This window comes from Simplicispira metamorpha (genome assembly GCF_004341365.1).
Lineage (GTDB): Bacteria > Pseudomonadota > Gammaproteobacteria > Burkholderiales > Burkholderiaceae_C > Simplicispira > Simplicispira metamorpha.
On record NZ_SLXH01000009.1, the window covers coordinates 40,596 to 57,062 of the forward strand.

Here is a 16,467-nt window from a genome sequence, read left to right on the forward strand (position 1 = left end):
GCCGCGCGGCAACGTGCGGCGGTTTGCTTTTGGGGCGTCGCAATGGCACGTGAGGGTGCCCGACGCGGATTTTGCCGTGCCCTGCGCGGTGCATGAAGTTTGTGGAGACTGAAAAAATGGCCACCATTCCGATTACCAAGCGCGGTGCTGAAAAGCTCAAAACGGAGCTGCACCGTCTCAAAACTGTTGACCGCCCAGCGGTGATTGCGGCCATTGCCGAGGCCCGTGCCCAGGGCGACCTGAGCGAAAACGCCGAGTACGAAGCTGCCAAAGACCGCCAAGGCTTTATCGAAGGCCGTATCCAAGAGGTCGAGGGCAAACTGTCGGCTGCGCAGATCATTGACCCCAGCAGCATCGATGCCGAAGGCCGTGTGGTGTTTGGCGCCACTGTGGCGCTGGAAGATGAAGAGTCTGGCGATGCCGTCACCTACCAGATCGTGGGCGAAGACGAGGCTGACCTCAAGCTGGGGTTGATCAACATCAGCAGCCCGATCGCCCGCGCGCTCATCGGCAAGGAAGAGGGCGATACCGCCGAGGTGCAGGCGCCCGGTGGCATCCGCCGCTATGAAATCGTGGGCGTCAGCTACGTCTGAGCGCTGCGCACGCCTTGAATACCATGACGCTGCGCTTGCCCGTGCTGGTGGCTGCCCTGTGGTGGGGTAGCTTGACGACGATCGGGTTTCTGGTCGTGCCCTTGTTGTTTGCACATTTGCCCAGCCCTGCGCTGGCGGGCGGGATGGCCGCCCGGCTGTTTGCCGCGCAAACCTGGGTGTCGGTGGCCTGCTGCATGGTGCTGCTCATGATTTCAAGGCCAAAGGGGTCTGTAACGCCCTATCCATGGGCGCGAGCAGCTATTATTTTTATAGTGGGTGGATTGCTGCTGGCGCTGGTGTCACAGTTTGGCGTGGCACCACGCATCGTGGCCCGGCAGGATCTGCGCCTGTGGCATACCCTGGGCACGGTGCTCTACCTGGTTCAGTGGTGCTGCGCGCTGGTAGTGCTGTGGCGCACGCTGCCCCGACCTGAGGCGCCTGCCGCGCCCACCGGGGGCACTGCACCGTAGCGCCGCCGTCTGGGAGATAGCGGGGGGCTAGATGCAGGCGCGGGCGTTACTCGTGCCAGTGCTCTGCCACCCAGGTGGCGGGCTGGATAAAGCGAAAACGCCGGTTGCGCCGTCCAGCCAAGGCATCGGGCGGGTTGCATTCGCCGTGAAAAATCACAATCCGGGCGCCGGGCGGCACAAAAGGGGCCTTCCAGTAGTTGCTGGGCCAAGGCGGTATGCCGTGGTATTTGAAGCTGGGGCACCAGGCTGTGGGCCAGTACGCCAGCTTGCCTTGCCGGTGGAGAAAATCCGACAAATAGGCCTGCTCGTTGCGAAACTGTCGGCGGATGGTGTCAAAGTGGCCGCGAAAGTATTCCAGCACGTCCGGGTGCGCGCCCAGTTCGAAGCGGTACACCGAAGAGTTTCCGGTGATGCGCCAAGGCCGTTTGTAGTCGTGGATGATGAGAAATGCACCAGGCTGGGTGAAAAAATCATCCAGGCTGCCGGTGATCACCACGTCCACGTCCAGAAACAGCGCAGTGCCGCGCAGCCCGTGCAGGTCGGCGCTGAAGGTGGCCAGCTTGTTCCAGCCGCGCTCGGGAATGCCCGCAGGCAAGTCCAGGGGGGGAATAGGTAGGCACTGCACCTCTGGGCGGATGCCGGTGCTGTCGTCAGTCAGGCAGACGAAATGAAAGTCGCCACTGAGGTGGCGGCGCACCATGGCATAGAGGCGGTTGACGTACTCGGGGCCGTATTTGCGGCCCCATTTCATGCAGATCACATGGCGCTGCTGCGCCACGGTAGCTGTCTGGGCCATGGGGTCAGTCGGCTTGGCGTTTCTTGACGGAAGTGGGCTTGCGTTTCTTGGCGCGTTTGATCTGTCCACCCGGTGTCAGGCGCTGGTTGCCCAGCACACGCAGGGTTTTGATTTCGGGACGCTGGCCGCCGCGTTTGCTGTATTTCAGCACCTTGACGTCCTTGGGGCCTGGCATGCGGTCTTCATCGACGGCACGTTCCTTGTCGGGCTGTGGGCGCCACAGTACCAGCAGCTTGCCAATGTGCTGTACGGGGGCAGCGTTCAATTCGGCAGCCAGTTCCTGGTACATCAGTTCGCGGGCGGCGCGGTCGTCGTTGAAGACGCGCACCTTGATGAGACCGTGGGCGTTGAGGGCAGCGTCCACTTCCTTGCGCACGCCAGGGGTCAGGCCATCGCCGCCAATCAGCACGACGGGGGCAAGGTGGTGGGCGGCAGCGCGTTGTTCCCGGCGCTCGGCCGGAGTCAGTTCAATTTGAGGCATGGGCCGTATTATGTCTGCGGCCCGGAGCAAGGCACTTTCATTTCGCTTTGCGAAATGAGCCTTCGATGCAATCGGTCAGGCCGATTGTCGAGAGACAATGGACGTGTATGAAAGTCAACAGTAGAATCCGATGTCAAAGATCCAGGTACTTACGCAATACCGGGTACCGCCCGGTATTTTTTCGCCCGTTGCGTTCATCGACCAAGCGGCGCACAACGATCAAGCTCACACCGAATTCACGCGCTGCCGCAGATTGATTTACGCCGGAATCCACCAGGGCGAGCAGCTCTGCCTCACGCTCTGGAGAGAGCAGTTTAGGCCGGCCAAACTGAACGCCGCGCTTGATTGCTGACACTTGGCCGGCAACCGTGCGCTCCCGAATGATTGACCGCTCCAACTGGGCAACAGCACCCAGCACCTGCACCATGAAAATGCCGACCGGCACAGAGGTATCCAGGGGCTCAGTCAATGATCGAATCGCCGCACCAGACGCTGATACGCTCTCCAGAATACTGAGTAAGTCTTTCAGCGATCGCGCAACCCGATCCATTTTGTAGACGACCAGGACGTCACCAGCCTTCAGCGTGGACAGCACGCGCTGCAGCTCAGGGCGCACGCTCACAGCGCTGGCCTTCTCTTGGTAAACCACCTCGACCCCTGCTTTTTTCAACGCATCGAGCTGTAAATGTGTCTCCTGATCTCGCGTTGAAACTCGCGCATAGCCAATAAGCATAGAACCCCTCCAAAGACTCGGTAAAGTCCGAGAACTGCAAACGAAGCCCAACGATATGACGATGGGAGCAAGGGCCGTAGCAAAAGGAACGACGATTAAAAGACGCACATGGCAAGAGCAAAAAACTGCTAGATCGGCAGCATCACTTGCATGTGACTCGCTGGAATTAAGTCGTCGCTGTTTCGCAGAACAGCCGTTTGTTTTTCAAGCACGTGATCAGGACTGTGTCGGTCTGTCGCTGGGCTTCGCGTAGTTAGCTGGTGCAGGTGCGTGGGCAGTGAAAGGCTGCATGGGTTCCAGCTAAGTGAAGAAGCTGCCGCAGGCGCGCGGTAAGCCTTGGGGGAGGTCTGGCCCTAGGGGCCAGTCTGATGAGGGCAGGTGCGCGGGAAAAGCTGACCCTTAGGGCTGCGCCCTTGGACCCGCTTCAGATAAGCTAGCGCCCATGAAAACAAGTGCATTGATCTTCATGGCAGCGGCAATGCTGCTCTATGTACTGATGCGTATCAGAACGGTAAGGCGTGGCCAACCCCGAAGGCCTGCGCTGCGGCTGAGGTCTCGCCGTGAACAGGCAGCGTTTGATCCGGTGCAGACGACCTACTCGCCTCGACCTTACCGCCGATCGAATCGCGCTCCCCAACATAGGGATTAAACGGACGGTACACCGCCCAATGCCGACACTGATCGCTACCAACATCGAGCCGCTCCTGGCCGTGATAGCAAACGCAGTGCTCATTGACGCAAACAGCGCCCGTGATGACTGGCATGCGGATCACCTGGCGCAGGTGGTCGTAGGCAGGAGCAGTCCATGGCCTGTCTGACAAGCGAGGCATGAAGTCGACGCGCTCGTCAGGCACAGAGGTAGGGATCTGAGCTCGAAGATCTGCCCGGACTGCGGCAGGGGCAGGTGCTGAGACCGGAGCAGGTTCTTTAACCTGGTCGGGCGATGTATAGCGGTTAACCGAGCGCACGATCATGAACACAAGCGCGGCCAAACAGACCAGAAGCACGGCTATAAGCACCAGGGTCTTGGGAGCCATGCGCACGGGCGTGGTATGCACATTCGCACTGCCGTACAGGTCAAAAATCTGCTTGGGCAGCTTGTAGCGCTTTTTGACGGGACAGGTCTTCCAGGTCAAGGACTCATTTGTCTCGGGCCATTCGTACCACCAGCGACCGAGCCAGCCGGTGTCACGGATGTGCACATGGCGCCCCACCAAGCCGCGCACGTTTGCATCAATCAGCCGGGGAGCCTGGGTGGTGATGAAGATGTCCACGCCAGCATGACGGTGGGTCTCCAAGGCAGCAATAGCTTCGGGCACCTTCGCAGACGGTCCCCGCGGACGCCAGCAGCCTTGGGCCTCGTCGATGATCAAAATACCGCCGTCGGGCACCTCTTCGTGCCAAGTCGATGCGTTGACCTGCGTGTGCGGGAGCTTGAGAGTTTCAGACAGCAGCTTCTGTTCGGGGCGCAGCCGCTCGGAAGGGTCGAAATGGACAAACAGCGGGCGATCCTTCGCAATGTCGCGCACCAGATCGATCATGGCGGCAGTCTTGCCGGCGCCCGGCATGCCGGTGAACAGGGAAATCACTTCACAAGCTCCAGCTTTTTAAGGCTCTGCAGGGCGACCCGTGCCACCAGTGCACCGGCAATGATGCTGGCGTAGGTATTGACGCCGGCAATCTGGACAATAGCCAGCGCCTCAGGAAAGCCAGACAGCCCCGCCCATGCCTGCTTGGCTGCAGTAAGTGCGGCATTCAGCGCGGCAGTCATAGCTGCATAGCTGACTAAGCCGAAGCCGAGTGCAGCCAGGGCGCGCTTCACGACTGATCCTGCAATCGCGGCAAGGAAAGTGCCAAAACCGGTCATGACTCATCCCGAGCGCCAAGCAAGATGAACGCCGCAGATAGCCAAGCCATGGCAAGAATAATTGGCCGTATGCCCTGCGCCCAAGTGCAGAACAGATCAAACGGAATCGGGATATCGCGCCCCTGCACCATCAAATGCCTGGGTGCCGGGCACGTGGCGTTATCTGCGCCCCAGCCACTATCAGGGGTAATACTGATGGGTTTTTCTGAGCTTTGTAAATCTTTATCGCCTGGATCATCAAGTTTTTGACATGCCAATATGTCTGGATGCTTTTCGCACAGGCTCTGCTCCTCATCGGGCTTTGGCTTGTCGTTATCGCCTGGATCCGTGCCGGGGTCGGGCTTTGGGTCAGTGCTGTCAGTAGGACGGTTGACGGGCTGCAAATCGACACGCCAAGGCTCAGTCGGCGTCGGGGATGGCTGAACCCTGATGCCTGGCTGAATGTAGGGCTGATTTTGCGGACTGGGGGCTGCGTTGGGGTCGTAGCGGGGATTTGCTACGGGGTCGCCCGTGGGGACAAACTTCGGATTGTGCAGAGGGTTCGGGTTTGTCGAGGGCGCGGGATTGATCATGGGCGGCTGCACAGGCAGAGGTGTGGGAAACGGAAGCTCCCACGGCACGGACTCAGGCATAGGCCAATCAGCGGGGACGCGGGGCCAGCCTGGCTGTTTATCCGGCTTGAGCAAAGCATCTTCAAACTGGTCTCGGCCCAATTCCTGCGGAGGCGGCGTCTGAACGCAGCCTGCGGGTGTAACGTACCAACCGGTAGGGCAAGCGCCCTGCCTGCGATGAATGCCGATGTGATTTGTATAAGTTTCGCCTGCTTTTGAGCCGTTGTAATCCTCAGTAAGCACAAGTGTGATAGCGCAGAAAGGGGTGTTGTAGCGATCAAGGTAAAAGCGCGTACCAGTGAGCTTCACGTTCTTGCCAAAAAGTCCAGGGGTAGACGCATAAGATTGACAGGCTTGGGAGCCAGACGAGAACCACTGAACGAGATCGTGGGAATACTCAAAACCGTCAGATGTAGAAACACCGCCCTGGCCGTCTGAATCGGCCGCTCTTTTCCACTTTTTTTCGACCTCATCCCAGACGATTTTGGCGACGCCGAGCCATGCGGCAATCCCGGCAGCAGTGCGCAGTGCGGGGTGCATGAAGATGACACCGGCAGCGACACGGGGGGCATTGGCCGCGAAACGGTAGGCGGCAGGCATGATAGTAGGTGTACCGGGTACGGGTACTTTTAAGGCATTTGGCTGAAATGCAATATTGCCGAACTTGGCATCATTTGCAGAGGGAGCGAATGTGAAATTCGGATATGCGCCGCCGAAGCGTTCAGGGGTTGCAAGCTGGGCATAACCGGCGTGAGCGGAACACAACGCAAACAGACATGCAAACGCAGCTACCAATTTTGCGAGACGATCCATGCGATCCCCACGACAGCGACAAAAACAATCAGGAATTCGGGGGTCATTGGTGTGCCGCCCTTCGAAGGTGCATCACGGCAGCCGTGACTATCCAGGCGGTAGCGACTCCCCAGCCGAGAGATAAGCCGTCTTGCCACTCAAGCAGCCCGCAGGGCTGCGGGGAGAGCTGTACGACGGACTGGATAGCCTGACCGCCCGCAAGAGGTGTCAGGCGGTAGGTGATCGACGTAGAAGAAACTGCATCGACACCAATAACGAAGGTGGCACCACCATGCAAGACAACGCTGCCCACTTGGGACGATGCTGTAGCAGAAAGCGCATCAGATGCGCTGCCATAACAGGTGGTGCCGACCTGGTAGCCCATTTACTTGGCCGTACGCAGGAACTTGATGGCGGCAACAGCAATGGCAGCGACAACGAACGCAGTGGCCACAGTCACGCCGTCTTCCCGCATAGAAGAAATGGCCGTGGTGATTTCCGCAGGAACTGCGGCGTGAGCTGCGCCACCAACGAGCAGCGCCGCGCCGGCACCGTATTTGATGGCTTGCTTGAACTTCTTCATGGGAACTCCTTTGGGTTGTGATGCGGCAACGCGCTGCACCGCTTAGCCCACGTGCACCATGGGCTAACCGCTGAAGCGGCCCGCTCACCGGCCTATGCGCTCCTGGCGTCGCGCTTATGCCGGCGTGCGGGCGTTATCACTCGACCACGTTGAAATAGTGGTCGGCGGTGCGGGCCATGGTGATTTCGCCGGTGTCCTTGTCGGTGCGCTTAAAGGTGCGCGGCACGCCACCGACGCGGCAGGTCACAGAGACTTCGTCGCCCACCATACCGAGGCGCGATTTGCTGCGCACGGAGATGGTGGAAGGGTGGCTGTAGACATCCGGAGCCGGCGTCTTGATGAGCGTCGTGATGCTGTCCTGGAATTTGGCGACGTGCTCAATGCGGCCGACAGCGTGAAATGTCATGTTGGCCGGCTTTACGGCTGCAAGCGATGCGGGGGCGTTCATGCGTAACTCCTGATTTGGGCCTGTAGCTCGGGCCATGCGAGACCAGCAAAAGCGCTGGCGGGGTCTACTCTTTTGGGAATTCCGATCACGCGCATTTCTTCGACCAGGTCAGCGGTGCTGCACTCGGTCAGGCTGAGCGTTTGGTGAATGGCTTTGCCATAGCAACGCCGCATGTGGTGGAGCAGGTGCGCCACGCTGGTCTTGGCTTCGGTGTGGACGGTGGGAATTTCTTCGGCTGCGGCTTCAAGCAAGCCGGCCAACGCGGGGTACGCGCCGACGAAGTACTGGTCTGGGTTCGTGAGCACGTCCAGCGGGATGACGCGGTCACGGTTGCCCAGGCGCACCTCGAAGCGGTTCCAGTTACTGTCGAGGTCGTTGAGCTGCTTGCCTTTTTCGTAGACGCAGAGGCTTTTGCCGTTTTTGAGTTTGCCGATGTACACAGTTCTGCCCTTCTTTCCGCCTTGGTTCCAGGCGCCCTGTGCGTCAAATTCAGGGTTTCGCCCGCGGTTGATAAATGCGCCGTCTTCGTAGAGGCCTACGGCGTCGTCCACGGTGTATTCACCGTCGAGAAAGTCCACTGCAAGGTCCACGCGCGAGAGCGTGGCGTTGAAGCCCTCCAGCAGTGCCTGCAGGCTGGGCCAGTCGGTGACGAGGGCGCAGCCTTTGCCGGTGAGCTGCAGCAGCCAACGGCCCTTTTGAGATTCGCCGCCCATGGCGATTGCGCCGACTTCGATGCGCGAGCCGTCGGGCACCGTGAGCGTGAGCCGGTGCCGCTCGGTGAAGCCAAACAAACCGCCATCGAGCTTTGTAGACAGTGGGCCCGCCATGACATCGCCAAGAAACTGCAAAAGGCCATGGAAACTCATCGGGGGATGGTCAAAAGTGACATTCATCCAATCCAGTTTGGCAACGCGCTTGGTTTGGGCGACGGGGGTAGAACTTTCCACCCGTGTTACAGGACGGGTGGAAGGGAGCCGGGAAGCGCCTTCGCGGCGCAGACGCCAACCACCCCCGCCCCATGGGGGGGAGTCGATCATTCCTGCGCCGGATTGGCCGTTGATATTCATCACGCTTGCTCCTTGCAGTACGAGAAACACTGAGGGCACAGGCCACCCTGATCAGCGTCGAATTCGTCGCTGCAGCCAGACCAATCGCAATGAGTACACCACCCCAGATTTGGGGGGTTGAGGGATGTGGTGTCCACCCCCTGCACCGCCGCAGCGGGAGCGTCCAAACTATCACCGGGGCGTTGGTGTGCAGGGGATGGGCAAGGGCAAAGGGACATTTGGACGCTCCTGTGGGAAAATTAGCAATCGTGATAACTAATCACAGATGCTTAGCGCCGAAATGTATCACCAATGATTAGTTTGTAAGATAGGGTTTTTCTATGAATATCGTAGAAACTATAGAAAGAGCAGTTGAAAAAGTAGGTAGCCAGCGGAAATTGGCAGAGCTGGTAGGTACTCCAGAGCAAAACCTGAGCGGCTTTAAGAAAGGTCGCCCATGCAGCTACCAAAAACACGCAGAAATTGCAGCGGCTGCAGGCATGCACGAAGAAGCCCGGCATATCCTGATTCAAGGAATAGCTGATTCGTTGAGAGACGATGTAGAGCACGAAGCCCAGGCAAAGGCCGGGCTGTTGGCGATGCTGCAGGCTTTTCCCTTAGAACAAACACCACCGGAACCAGTGATGAAAGTCAAAACCCAAAGCAAGAAGGTCAACAAGGCCTGGTTGAACGACCATGTCAACGACACCTACGTCAAATTGGCCAAACTGGAAGGGTTTCGCGCCCGTGCTGCCTACAAGCTCAAAGAGATTGATGAACAGTTCGGATTGATCCGGCCTGGACAGATCGTGGTGGATTTGGGCAGTACGCCCGGTGCCTGGAGCCAGTATGTACGCCGCCGCCTGTCGCCCCAGGGGGCAGCTTCCGGTACGCTCAATGGCACCATTATTTCGCTGGATATTTTGCCCATGGAGCCGGTGGAGGGCGTGCTGTTCATTCAGGGCGATTTTCGTGAGCCGGATGTGTTGGCGCAGCTCGAAGAGGCCATGCAAGGGCGTCAGGCTGATGTGGTGGTGTCAGACATGGCGCCCAACCTGTCAGGAATTGGCGCCACGGATGCAGCGCGCATTGAGCACCTGGTGGAACTGGCCGTGGATTTTGCCAGCCAGCATCTCAAACCCGAGGGAGCGCTGGTGGTGAAGCTGTTCCATGGCGGCGCCTACGCGCCTTTGGTGCAGTTGTTCAAAGACACTTTCCGTCTGGTCAAGCCCGTCAAGCCCAAGGCGTCGCGTGACAAATCCTCTGAAACCTTTTTGGTCGGTATCGGTCTGAAAAAGACGGTTTGATGTTGTTGATGGATTGATTTTCTGGCGTATTGCCGGACAAAAACCGCGTTCTTTCCATGGCTGCCAAGGGATATTGCGGCAGTCGCTTGGCTTGAAACGCCTAAAATCGGTCATATCTAAGTCATCTTCTTTTCGCACTCTCTCTGGAGTCCCGCTTGAATAATCAGTGGTTTTCAAAAGTCGCCGTATGGCTCGTTATCGCCATGGTGCTCTTCACCGTGTTCAAGCAGTTTGATACGCGTGCTGGCGCTGCTGCGGGTCATATCGGTTATTCGGAGTTTCTGGACGAGGTGCGCAACAACCGCATCCGCAGTGCCACCATCCAGGAAGGTCAGGGCGGCACCGAGATCGTGGCCGTTACCAACGATGACCGCAGAATCCGCACCACGGCCACCTACCTTGATCGGGGCTTGGTGGGCGACCTGATCAACAACAACGTCAAGTTTGACGTCAAGCCGCGCGAAGAGGGCTCGTTGCTCATGACCTTGCTGGTCAGCTGGGGCCCCATGCTGCTGCTGATTGGCGTGTGGGTGTACTTCATGCGCCAGATGCAGGGCGGTGGCAAAGGCGGTGCCTTCAGCTTTGGCAAGAGCAAAGCGCGCATGCTCGATGAAAACAACAACACGGTCACCTTTGCCGATGTGGCTGGCTGCGATGAGGCCAAGGAAGAAGTCAAGGAAGTTGTCGATTTTCTGAAAGACCCGCAGAAGTTCCAGAAGCTCGGTGGTCGCATTCCGCGCGGTTTGCTGCTGGTAGGTCCTCCTGGCACGGGCAAGACCTTGCTGGCCAAGTCCATCGCGGGTGAAGCGAAGGTGCCGTTCTTCAGCATCTCGGGCTCTGATTTTGTCGAAATGTTCGTTGGCGTGGGTGCAGCTCGCGTGCGCGACATGTTCGAGAATGCCAAGAAAAATGCCCCCTGCATCATCTTCATCGACGAAATTGACGCGGTGGGGCGCCAGCGCGGTGCGGGTCTGGGCGGTGGCAACGATGAGCGTGAGCAAACGCTGAACCAGATGCTGGTCGAGATGGACGGCTTCGAAACCAACCTGGGTGTGATCGTGGTGGCCGCCACCAACCGCCCTGACATTCTGGATGCCGCGCTGCTGCGTCCGGGCCGTTTTGACCGCCAGGTGTATGTCACGCTGCCCGACATCCGGGGCCGTGAGCAGATCCTCAACGTCCATATGCGCAAAATTCCGGTCAGTCAGGACGTGAATCCCGGCATCATTGCCCGTGGTACGCCCGGCATGTCGGGTGCTGACCTGGCCAACCTGTGCAACGAAGCCGCCTTGATGGCCGCGCGCCGCAACGCCCGCACCGTGGAGATGCAGGACTTTGAAAAGGCCAAGGACAAAATCCTCATGGGCCCCGAGCGCAAGAGCATGGTCATGCCCGAAGAAGAGCGCCGCAACACCGCCTACCACGAGTCCGGCCATGCGTTGATCGGCAAGTTGCTGCCCAAGTGCGATCCAGTGCACAAGGTCACTATCATCCCGCGGGGCCGGGCGCTGGGCGTGACCATGAGCCTGCCTTCACAAGACCGCTACAGCTATGACAAGGAGTTCATGCTGAACCAGATCAGCATGCTGTTTGGTGGTCGCATCGCCGAAGAAGTGTTCATGCACCAGATGACCACCGGCGCCAGCAACGACTTCGAACGTGCCACGCACATCGCCCGCGACATGGTGACGCGCTATGGCATGACCGATGCCCTGGGCCCCATGGTGTATGCCGAAAACGAGGGCGAAGTGTTCCTGGGCCGCTCGGTCACCAAGACCACCACCATGAGCGAGTCCACCATGAAGAAGGTGGATGACGAGGTGCGCAAGATCATCGATGAGCAGTACGCCCTGGCGCGCCGCCTGATCGAAGAAAACAGCGACAAGATGCACGCCATGGCCAAGGCGCTGTTGGAGTGGGAAACCATAGACACCGACCAGCTCGACGACATCATGGCTGGCAAGGCGCCGCGCCCCCCCAAAGACTGGACGCCGCGCACCCCATCCTCTGGTGGCGATGGTTCTGGTGGCGGTACGCCTGCGGTGGCTTCGGAGCCCGCCCCCACGGTGGCCTGACGCCCACTGATTGACCACCACCACGACGGGGCCTTGTGCCCCGTTTTCCATTGTCTTTTGAAAGCTTGCCCATGCTTTGGCACACCTCCCGCTTCACTCTGGATTTGGCGCGTCCGCAGATCATGGGCATCGTCAACGCCACGCCGGATTCGTTCTCCGATGGAGGGCGTTATCTTTCCACCGCCGCCGCGCTGCGCCAGTGTGAGCAGCTGCTGCAAGACGGTGCCGATATTCTGGATATTGGTGGCGAATCCACCCGCCCGGGCAGCCCCGCCGTGGGTCTGGAAGAAGAGCTGGCCCGGGTGCTGCCCGTGGTGCGCGGCGCCGTCAGCCTGGGCGTGCCGGTGTCGGTGGACACCTACAAACCCGAAGTGATGCAGGCGGTGCTGGATTTGGGCGTGGACATCGTCAACGACATCTGGGCGCTGCGCCAGCCTGGTGCCGCGCAGGTGGTGGCGCAACACCCGCGCTGTGGCGTTTGCCTGATGCACATGCACGGCGATCCGCAAACCATGCAGGTGCAACCCATGGCGGGCGGTGTGTTGCCACAGGTGCTCTCATTTTTAGAGCGCTCAGCGCAGGCCCTGCAAGCCTTGGGGGTCGAAAAGGCTCGAATTGTTCTCGACCCGGGCATTGGCTTTGGCAAAACCGTGGAGCAGAACTTTGCCCTGCTGGCCCGCCAAAGCGAGTTGCTGGCGCTGGGCTACCCGGTGCTGGCGGGGTGGTCGCGCAAATCATCGCTGGGCGCCGTCACCGGGCTGGACGTGGGCCAGCGCTTGCAGCCCAGTGTGGCGGCTGCATTGCTGGCCGTAGAGCACGGTGCCCGTGTGGTGCGTGTGCATGACGTGCGCGAAACCGCCCAGGCCCTGGCCGTGTGGCGCGCCATGGCATCGGCCCAGACGCCTGCACCCTGACGCCTGCCATCGCCTGCGCTAGACTGCATTGGCACCTTTTTGAAGTACCACCACCGATCCCATGACGCAAAAATACTTTGGCACCGACGGCATTCGCGGCACCGTCGGCCAGGCACCCATCACCCCTGACTTTGTCCTGCGCCTGGCGCACGCCGTAGGCCGCGTGTTGAAGCGCACCGAAGAGCGTCCCATGGTGCTGATCGGCAAGGACACGCGCATTTCGGGCTACATGCTGGAGAGCGCGCTGGAGTCGGGCTTCAACTCGGCGGGTGTCGATGTGCTGTTGCTGGGCCCCTTGCCCACGCCTGGCGTGGCCTACCTCACGCGGGCACAGCGTGCCAGCCTGGGTGTGGTCATCAGCGCCAGCCACAACGCCTACCCGGACAACGGCATCAAGTTTTTCAATGCCCAGGGCTCCAAGCTGCCCGATGCCTGGGAGCTGGCCGTAGAGGCAGCGCTCGATGAGGCGCCAGTCTGGGTGGATTCGGCCTCGCTGGGCAAGACACGCCGCCTCGATGACGCGGCCGGGCGCTACATCGAGTTCTGCAAAAGCACCTTTCCCCACGACCTCACGCTCAAGGGTCTGAAAATCGTGGTCGATGCGGCCCACGGTGCGGCCTACCACATCGCGCCCAAGGTGTTCCATGAGCTGGGTGCCGAGGTAATTGCCATTGGCTGTGCGCCCGATGGCCTCAACATCAACCATGAGGTCGGCGCCACGCACCCGGATGCGCTGGTGCGCGCTGTGCGCGCCAACCATGCCGATTACGGTATTGCCCTCGATGGCGATGCCGATCGCCTGCAAATGGTGGATGCTGCTGGGCGCCTCTATAACGGTGACGAACTGCTCTACCTGATGGTCTGCGACCGCATGGGCCGCGATGAGCACGTGCCCGGTGTAGTGGGCACGCTGATGACCAACATGGCCGTGGAACTGGCTTTGCACGCACGCGGTGTCAAGTTGGAGCGCGCCAAGGTGGGCGACCGCCATGTGCTCGAAGCGCTGGCGCGCCACCGTTGGGTGCTGGGCGGCGAGGGCTCGGGCCACCTGCTGGTGCTGGACAAGCACACCACCGGCGATGGCCTGGTCAGTGCGTTGCAGGTGCTGCAATACTGCGTGCGCAGCGGCCAGAGCCTGGCGCATTTGCTGGCCGACTTGACCCTGTTTCCGCAGGTGCTGCTGAATGTGCGCTTGCGCCCCGGCCAGGATTGGAAGGGCAATGCCCGGCTGGCGCAAACCATCCAGAAGATCGAGGCCGATCTGGGGCAGGCTGGGCGGGTGCTGATCCGTCCCAGTGGCACCGAGCCGCTGCTGCGCATCATGGTGGAAGCGCGCGACGCCGCCGTGGCCAGCGACTGCGCCGAGCGCCTGGCCGAAGCGGCACGGGCTGATTGATTTTGCTATTTATTTAATAGTTGATAGCGCCCACTGGGCGGGCGTTAGAAGCTATTTTTATATGTAATCAAGGGCCTGTGGAGGCCCTCTGGTTCAGCACAGCAACTGGGCTGCCAGCAGCGCCTGCAATTGCGCTGCGGGCTGTGGCCTGCCGCAGTGATAGCCTTGGGCCTCGGTGCAGCCTTGTTCACGCAAAAAGGCCAATTGCCCTATGGTTTCCACCCCTTCGGCGATGGTTTGCATGCCCAGGGCCTGTGCCATGCGGATGATGGCGCTGACGATGGCGCGGTCGTTGGCATCGTCGTCCAGATCGCGCACAAACGACTGGTCGATCTTGAGCTTGTAAATCGGAAAGCGCTTGAGCTGGCTGAGCGATGAGTAGCCCGTGCCAAAGTCGTCCATGGACAGCCGAATGCCGCAAGCGTGTAGTTGGTCCATGGTGGCGATGGCAGCGCGTGGGTCGTCCATGGCCACCCCTTCGGTCAGCTCCAGTTCCAGGCAGCCGGGTTCCAGGCCGGTTTCTGCCAGTGTGCGTTTGATGATTTCGGGCAGTTGCGGCTGGCGAAACTGCACGGCCGACAGGTTGACTGCCATGGTTTTCAAGGCAAAGCCCTGGTTGCGCCACACCCGCAGCTGTACCAGTGCCTGGCGCAACACCCATTCGCCAATCGGCAAGATTTGTCCGCAGTCTTCGGCCACCGGAATGAACTCTGCGGGCGATACCTGGCCCAGCTCCGGGTGCTGCCAGCGCAGCAGTGCCTCGACCCCGGTGAGCTGGCCGGTGGTGATGCAGACCTGGGGCTGGTAGTGCAGCGTGAACTGGTCGCGCTCCAGAGCGCGGCGCAGGGCGTTTTCCAGTTGCAGCGCGCGCACCGACTGGGCCCGCATTTCGGGGGTGAAAAAGCTGTACGTGTTGCGCCCCACCAGTTTGGCGCGGTACATCGCCACGTCGGCGGCCTGGTTCAGGGTGTCGAAGTCGGTGCCATCCTCGGGGTACAGCGCAATGCCCATGGAGGGGGCCATGGTCAGCTCGTGGTGGTCTATCTGGTAGGGCTGGCGTGAGGCCTCCAGCAGCTTGGTGGCCACCCGTTGGGCACCTCTGGCATTGGCACCAGGCAGCAGCAAAATGAACTCGTCACCACCGACGCGGCAAACCGTGTCTTTTTCGCGCACCACCGCGCGCAGGCGTTTGGCAATGGCCACCAGCAACGCATCGCCCACCCGGTGGCCCAGGGAATCGTTGACGTGTTTGAAATGGTCCAAGTCCAGAAAGATGACGGCCAATGGCGACTGCTCTTGCCGGGCCATCTCAATGGCTTTCTGGCTGCGTTCGGCCAGCAGCGTGCGGTTGGGCAAACCTGTGAGCGGGTCGTAGTGCGCCAGCCAGTAGATGCGTTCCTGGTCTTGGCGCCGGTCGTTGATTTCGCGGTGCAGGTTGTTCACGGTGTCGCGCAGCTGGCCGGTGCGCTCTTGTACCAGGCGTTCGAGTTCGCCGTGTATGCGTGCCAGCTCCGCTTGCGCCTGGCGCCGCTCGGTGATGTCGAGGGTGATCCAGACGGTGCCGTCTTCGGGCTTGGTCGGGTGGATGGCTTTGCAGCGCACTTCGCAGGCCACGGGTGTGCCGTCTTTTTTGCGCAGCGTGAGTTCGCCCTCAAAGCTGCGTCCTTGTGCCAGTGCTGCGTTGCTCTCGCGACCGACCGCTTCCCAGTCCGTGTCGTGGTAGTACCAGCGCTGTGACAGGCTGCCAGCGAGTTCGCCAGGCCCATAGCCCAGCATTTGCTCGAAATGGCGGTTGCAGTGTGTCAGGCGGCGTTGGTGCAGGAACACAATGCCGACCATCGCGTTCTCCAGCAGCGCCTGTTTTTCCCGCAGGGCGGCATCGAGCTGAACCTGTGCGTTCTTTTGCTTGTCGATGTCGTCGATGATCCAGATGGAGCCCTCGGAGGTGTCCTGCGGGTTGATGAGCGTGCCAGTCAGGCAGCCCCAAAAGAGCGAACCGTCGCGCCGGCGCATGAGCTGCTCGGTGCGGTAGGTTTTGCCTTGGGACACCACCGGATAGGCGGCACGCCCCAGTGCGCGAAAAGCATTGCGGTTGGGGTAGAAGCTCTCGCTGGTTTGCCCCACCAGATCGTGGTGGGAGGCGTAGCCGAAGATTTCGGCATAGCGCGGGTTGGCACGCACCACCAGGCGCTGGCGTATGAAAACAATGCCCGCCCCCGCGCTGTCCAGCAGAGTTTGCTGTTCACGCAAGGCGCGCTCTAATGCAGCACCCGAGGAGGTAGCAGAGGGTTGCAAAATGGGTGGGTCGTACAAGAAAGACATGTCGCCAATGATGGCAGCAAGATGCGGCCTGCA

The 16,467-nt window shown here is 60.4% G+C and carries 16 protein-coding genes; 6 read left to right on the forward strand and 10 right to left on the reverse strand.

Annotated features, from left to right (window positions below; all coding sequences use genetic code 11):
* Nucleotides 1-116: 116 nt before the first annotated feature.
* Nucleotides 117-593, forward strand: a complete 477-nt coding sequence (gene greA / locus EV674_RS06470; RefSeq protein ID WP_119012839.1) for a transcription elongation factor GreA — start codon at nucleotides 117-119, stop codon at nucleotides 591-593.
* A gap of 23 nt (nucleotides 594-616) precedes the next feature.
* Nucleotides 617-1,063 carry a DUF4149 domain-containing protein gene (locus tag EV674_RS06475; protein ID WP_119012799.1) on the forward strand — a complete coding sequence of 149 codons (447 nt, stop codon included), beginning with the start codon at nucleotides 617-619 and terminating at the stop codon, nucleotides 1,061-1,063.
* Between the two features lie 46 nt (nucleotides 1,064-1,109).
* On the opposite strand, the gene EV674_RS06480 is transcribed toward EV674_RS06475, so the two are convergent.
* From EV674_RS06480 to EV674_RS06520, 9 genes are all read right to left on the reverse strand, one after another.
* The gene (locus tag EV674_RS06480) at nucleotides 1,110-1,859 is read right to left on the reverse strand and encodes a glycosyltransferase (protein ID WP_119012798.1); all 750 of its coding nucleotides are present in this window, start codon (nucleotides 1,857-1,859) and stop codon (nucleotides 1,110-1,112) included.
* Nucleotides 1,860-1,863: 4 nt separating this feature from the next.
* The gene (locus tag EV674_RS06485; protein WP_119012797.1) at nucleotides 1,864-2,340 is read right to left on the reverse strand and encodes a YhbY family RNA-binding protein; all 477 of its coding nucleotides are present in this window, start codon (nucleotides 2,338-2,340) and stop codon (nucleotides 1,864-1,866) included.
* A 133-nt stretch (nucleotides 2,341-2,473) separates the two neighbouring features.
* A complete protein-coding gene (locus EV674_RS06490; RefSeq protein WP_119012796.1) occupies nucleotides 2,474-3,073 on the reverse strand; it encodes a recombinase family protein in 600 nt (199 codons plus the stop codon).
* Between the two features lie 503 nt (nucleotides 3,074-3,576).
* Nucleotides 3,577-4,662 carry a zonular occludens toxin domain-containing protein gene (locus EV674_RS06495; RefSeq protein ID WP_132750388.1) on the reverse strand — a complete coding sequence of 362 codons (1,086 nt, stop codon included), beginning with the start codon at nucleotides 4,660-4,662 and terminating at the stop codon, nucleotides 3,577-3,579.
* Nucleotides 4,659-4,940, reverse strand: a complete 282-nt coding sequence (locus EV674_RS06500) for a DUF2523 family protein (protein ID WP_119012794.1) — start codon at nucleotides 4,938-4,940, stop codon at nucleotides 4,659-4,661. Before EV674_RS06500 ends, EV674_RS06495 begins: the two co-directional genes overlap by 4 nt.
* Complete coding sequence (locus EV674_RS06505) at nucleotides 4,937-6,364, reverse strand: virulence factor TspB C-terminal domain-related protein (protein ID WP_119012793.1); 1,428 nt, start codon at nucleotides 6,362-6,364, stop codon at nucleotides 4,937-4,939. The genes EV674_RS06500 and EV674_RS06505 overlap by 4 nt, the downstream gene beginning before the upstream one ends.
* A 364-nt stretch (nucleotides 6,365-6,728) precedes the next feature.
* Entirely contained in the window at nucleotides 6,729-6,926 is a 198-nt protein-coding gene (locus tag EV674_RS06510) for a major capsid protein (protein ID WP_119012792.1), read from the reverse strand.
* A gap of 136 nt (nucleotides 6,927-7,062) precedes the next feature.
* A complete protein-coding gene (locus EV674_RS06515) occupies nucleotides 7,063-7,374 on the reverse strand; it encodes a single-stranded DNA-binding protein (protein ID WP_241524903.1) in 312 nt (103 codons plus the stop codon).
* Complete coding sequence (locus EV674_RS06520) at nucleotides 7,371-8,441, reverse strand: replication initiation factor domain-containing protein (protein ID WP_119012791.1); 1,071 nt, start codon at nucleotides 8,439-8,441, stop codon at nucleotides 7,371-7,373. Before EV674_RS06520 ends, EV674_RS06515 begins: the two co-directional genes overlap by 4 nt.
* A 623-nt stretch (nucleotides 8,442-9,064) precedes the next feature.
* On the opposite strand from EV674_RS06520, the gene EV674_RS06525 reads away from it, so the two are divergent.
* The 4 genes from EV674_RS06525 (at nucleotide 9,065) to glmM (ending at nucleotide 14,112) form a co-directional block, all read left to right on the forward strand.
* Nucleotides 9,065-9,727 carry an RlmE family RNA methyltransferase gene (locus EV674_RS06525; RefSeq protein WP_119012790.1) on the forward strand — a complete coding sequence of 221 codons (663 nt, stop codon included), beginning with the start codon at nucleotides 9,065-9,067 and terminating at the stop codon, nucleotides 9,725-9,727.
* A gap of 155 nt (nucleotides 9,728-9,882) precedes the next feature.
* On the forward strand, nucleotides 9,883-11,802 hold the full coding sequence (ftsH, locus tag EV674_RS06530; protein ID WP_119012789.1) for an ATP-dependent zinc metalloprotease FtsH: 1,920 nt from the start codon (nucleotides 9,883-9,885) through the stop codon (nucleotides 11,800-11,802).
* 71 nt (nucleotides 11,803-11,873) lie between these two features.
* Nucleotides 11,874-12,716, forward strand: coding sequence for a dihydropteroate synthase (gene folP, locus EV674_RS06535; protein WP_119012788.1), 843 nt, complete (start codon nucleotides 11,874-11,876; stop codon nucleotides 12,714-12,716).
* 61 nt (nucleotides 12,717-12,777) lie between these two features.
* Nucleotides 12,778-14,112, forward strand: a complete 1,335-nt coding sequence (gene glmM, locus EV674_RS06540) for a phosphoglucosamine mutase (RefSeq protein WP_119012787.1) — start codon at nucleotides 12,778-12,780, stop codon at nucleotides 14,110-14,112.
* A gap of 93 nt (nucleotides 14,113-14,205) precedes the next feature.
* Here glmM and EV674_RS06545 read toward each other — a convergent pair whose 3' ends face one another.
* Nucleotides 14,206-16,434 carry a sensor domain-containing protein gene (locus EV674_RS06545; RefSeq protein WP_119012786.1) on the reverse strand — a complete coding sequence of 743 codons (2,229 nt, stop codon included), beginning with the start codon at nucleotides 16,432-16,434 and terminating at the stop codon, nucleotides 14,206-14,208.
* Between the last annotated feature and the right edge of the window lie 33 nt (nucleotides 16,435-16,467).

Bases quoted from the DNA above. Each gene is read 5' to 3' on its own strand.
- folP (WP_119012788.1), top strand. From the start codon at position 11,874: ATGCTTTGGCACACCTCCCGCTTCACTCTGGATTTGGCGCGTCCGCAG.
- EV674_RS06525 (WP_119012790.1), top strand. From the start codon at position 9,065: ATGAAAGTCAAAACCCAAAGCAAGAAGGTCAACAAGGCCTGGTTGAAC.
- EV674_RS06505 (WP_119012793.1), bottom strand. From the start codon at position 6,364: ATGGATCGTCTCGCAAAATTGGTAGCTGCGTTTGCATGTCTGTTTGCG.
- EV674_RS06510 (WP_119012792.1), bottom strand. From the start codon at position 6,926: ATGAAGAAGTTCAAGCAAGCCATCAAATACGGTGCCGGCGCGGCGCTG.
- EV674_RS06475 (WP_119012799.1), top strand. From the start codon at position 617: ATGACGCTGCGCTTGCCCGTGCTGGTGGCTGCCCTGTGGTGGGGTAGC.
- EV674_RS06480 (WP_119012798.1), bottom strand. From the start codon at position 1,859: ATGGCCCAGACAGCTACCGTGGCGCAGCAGCGCCATGTGATCTGCATG.
- glmM (WP_119012787.1), top strand. From the start codon at position 12,778: ATGACGCAAAAATACTTTGGCACCGACGGCATTCGCGGCACCGTCGGC.
- greA (WP_119012839.1), top strand. From the start codon at position 117: ATGGCCACCATTCCGATTACCAAGCGCGGTGCTGAAAAGCTCAAAACG.
- EV674_RS06500 (WP_119012794.1), bottom strand. From the start codon at position 4,940: ATGACCGGTTTTGGCACTTTCCTTGCCGCGATTGCAGGATCAGTCGTG.
- EV674_RS06520 (WP_119012791.1), bottom strand. From the start codon at position 8,441: ATGAATATCAACGGCCAATCCGGCGCAGGAATGATCGACTCCCCCCCA.
- EV674_RS06515 (WP_241524903.1), bottom strand. From the start codon at position 7,374: ATGAACGCCCCCGCATCGCTTGCAGCCGTAAAGCCGGCCAACATGACA.
- EV674_RS06545 (WP_119012786.1), bottom strand. From the start codon at position 16,434: ATGTCTTTCTTGTACGACCCACCCATTTTGCAACCCTCTGCTACCTCC.
- EV674_RS06485 (WP_119012797.1), bottom strand. From the start codon at position 2,340: ATGCCTCAAATTGAACTGACTCCGGCCGAGCGCCGGGAACAACGCGCT.
- EV674_RS06490 (WP_119012796.1), bottom strand. From the start codon at position 3,073: ATGCTTATTGGCTATGCGCGAGTTTCAACGCGAGATCAGGAGACACAT.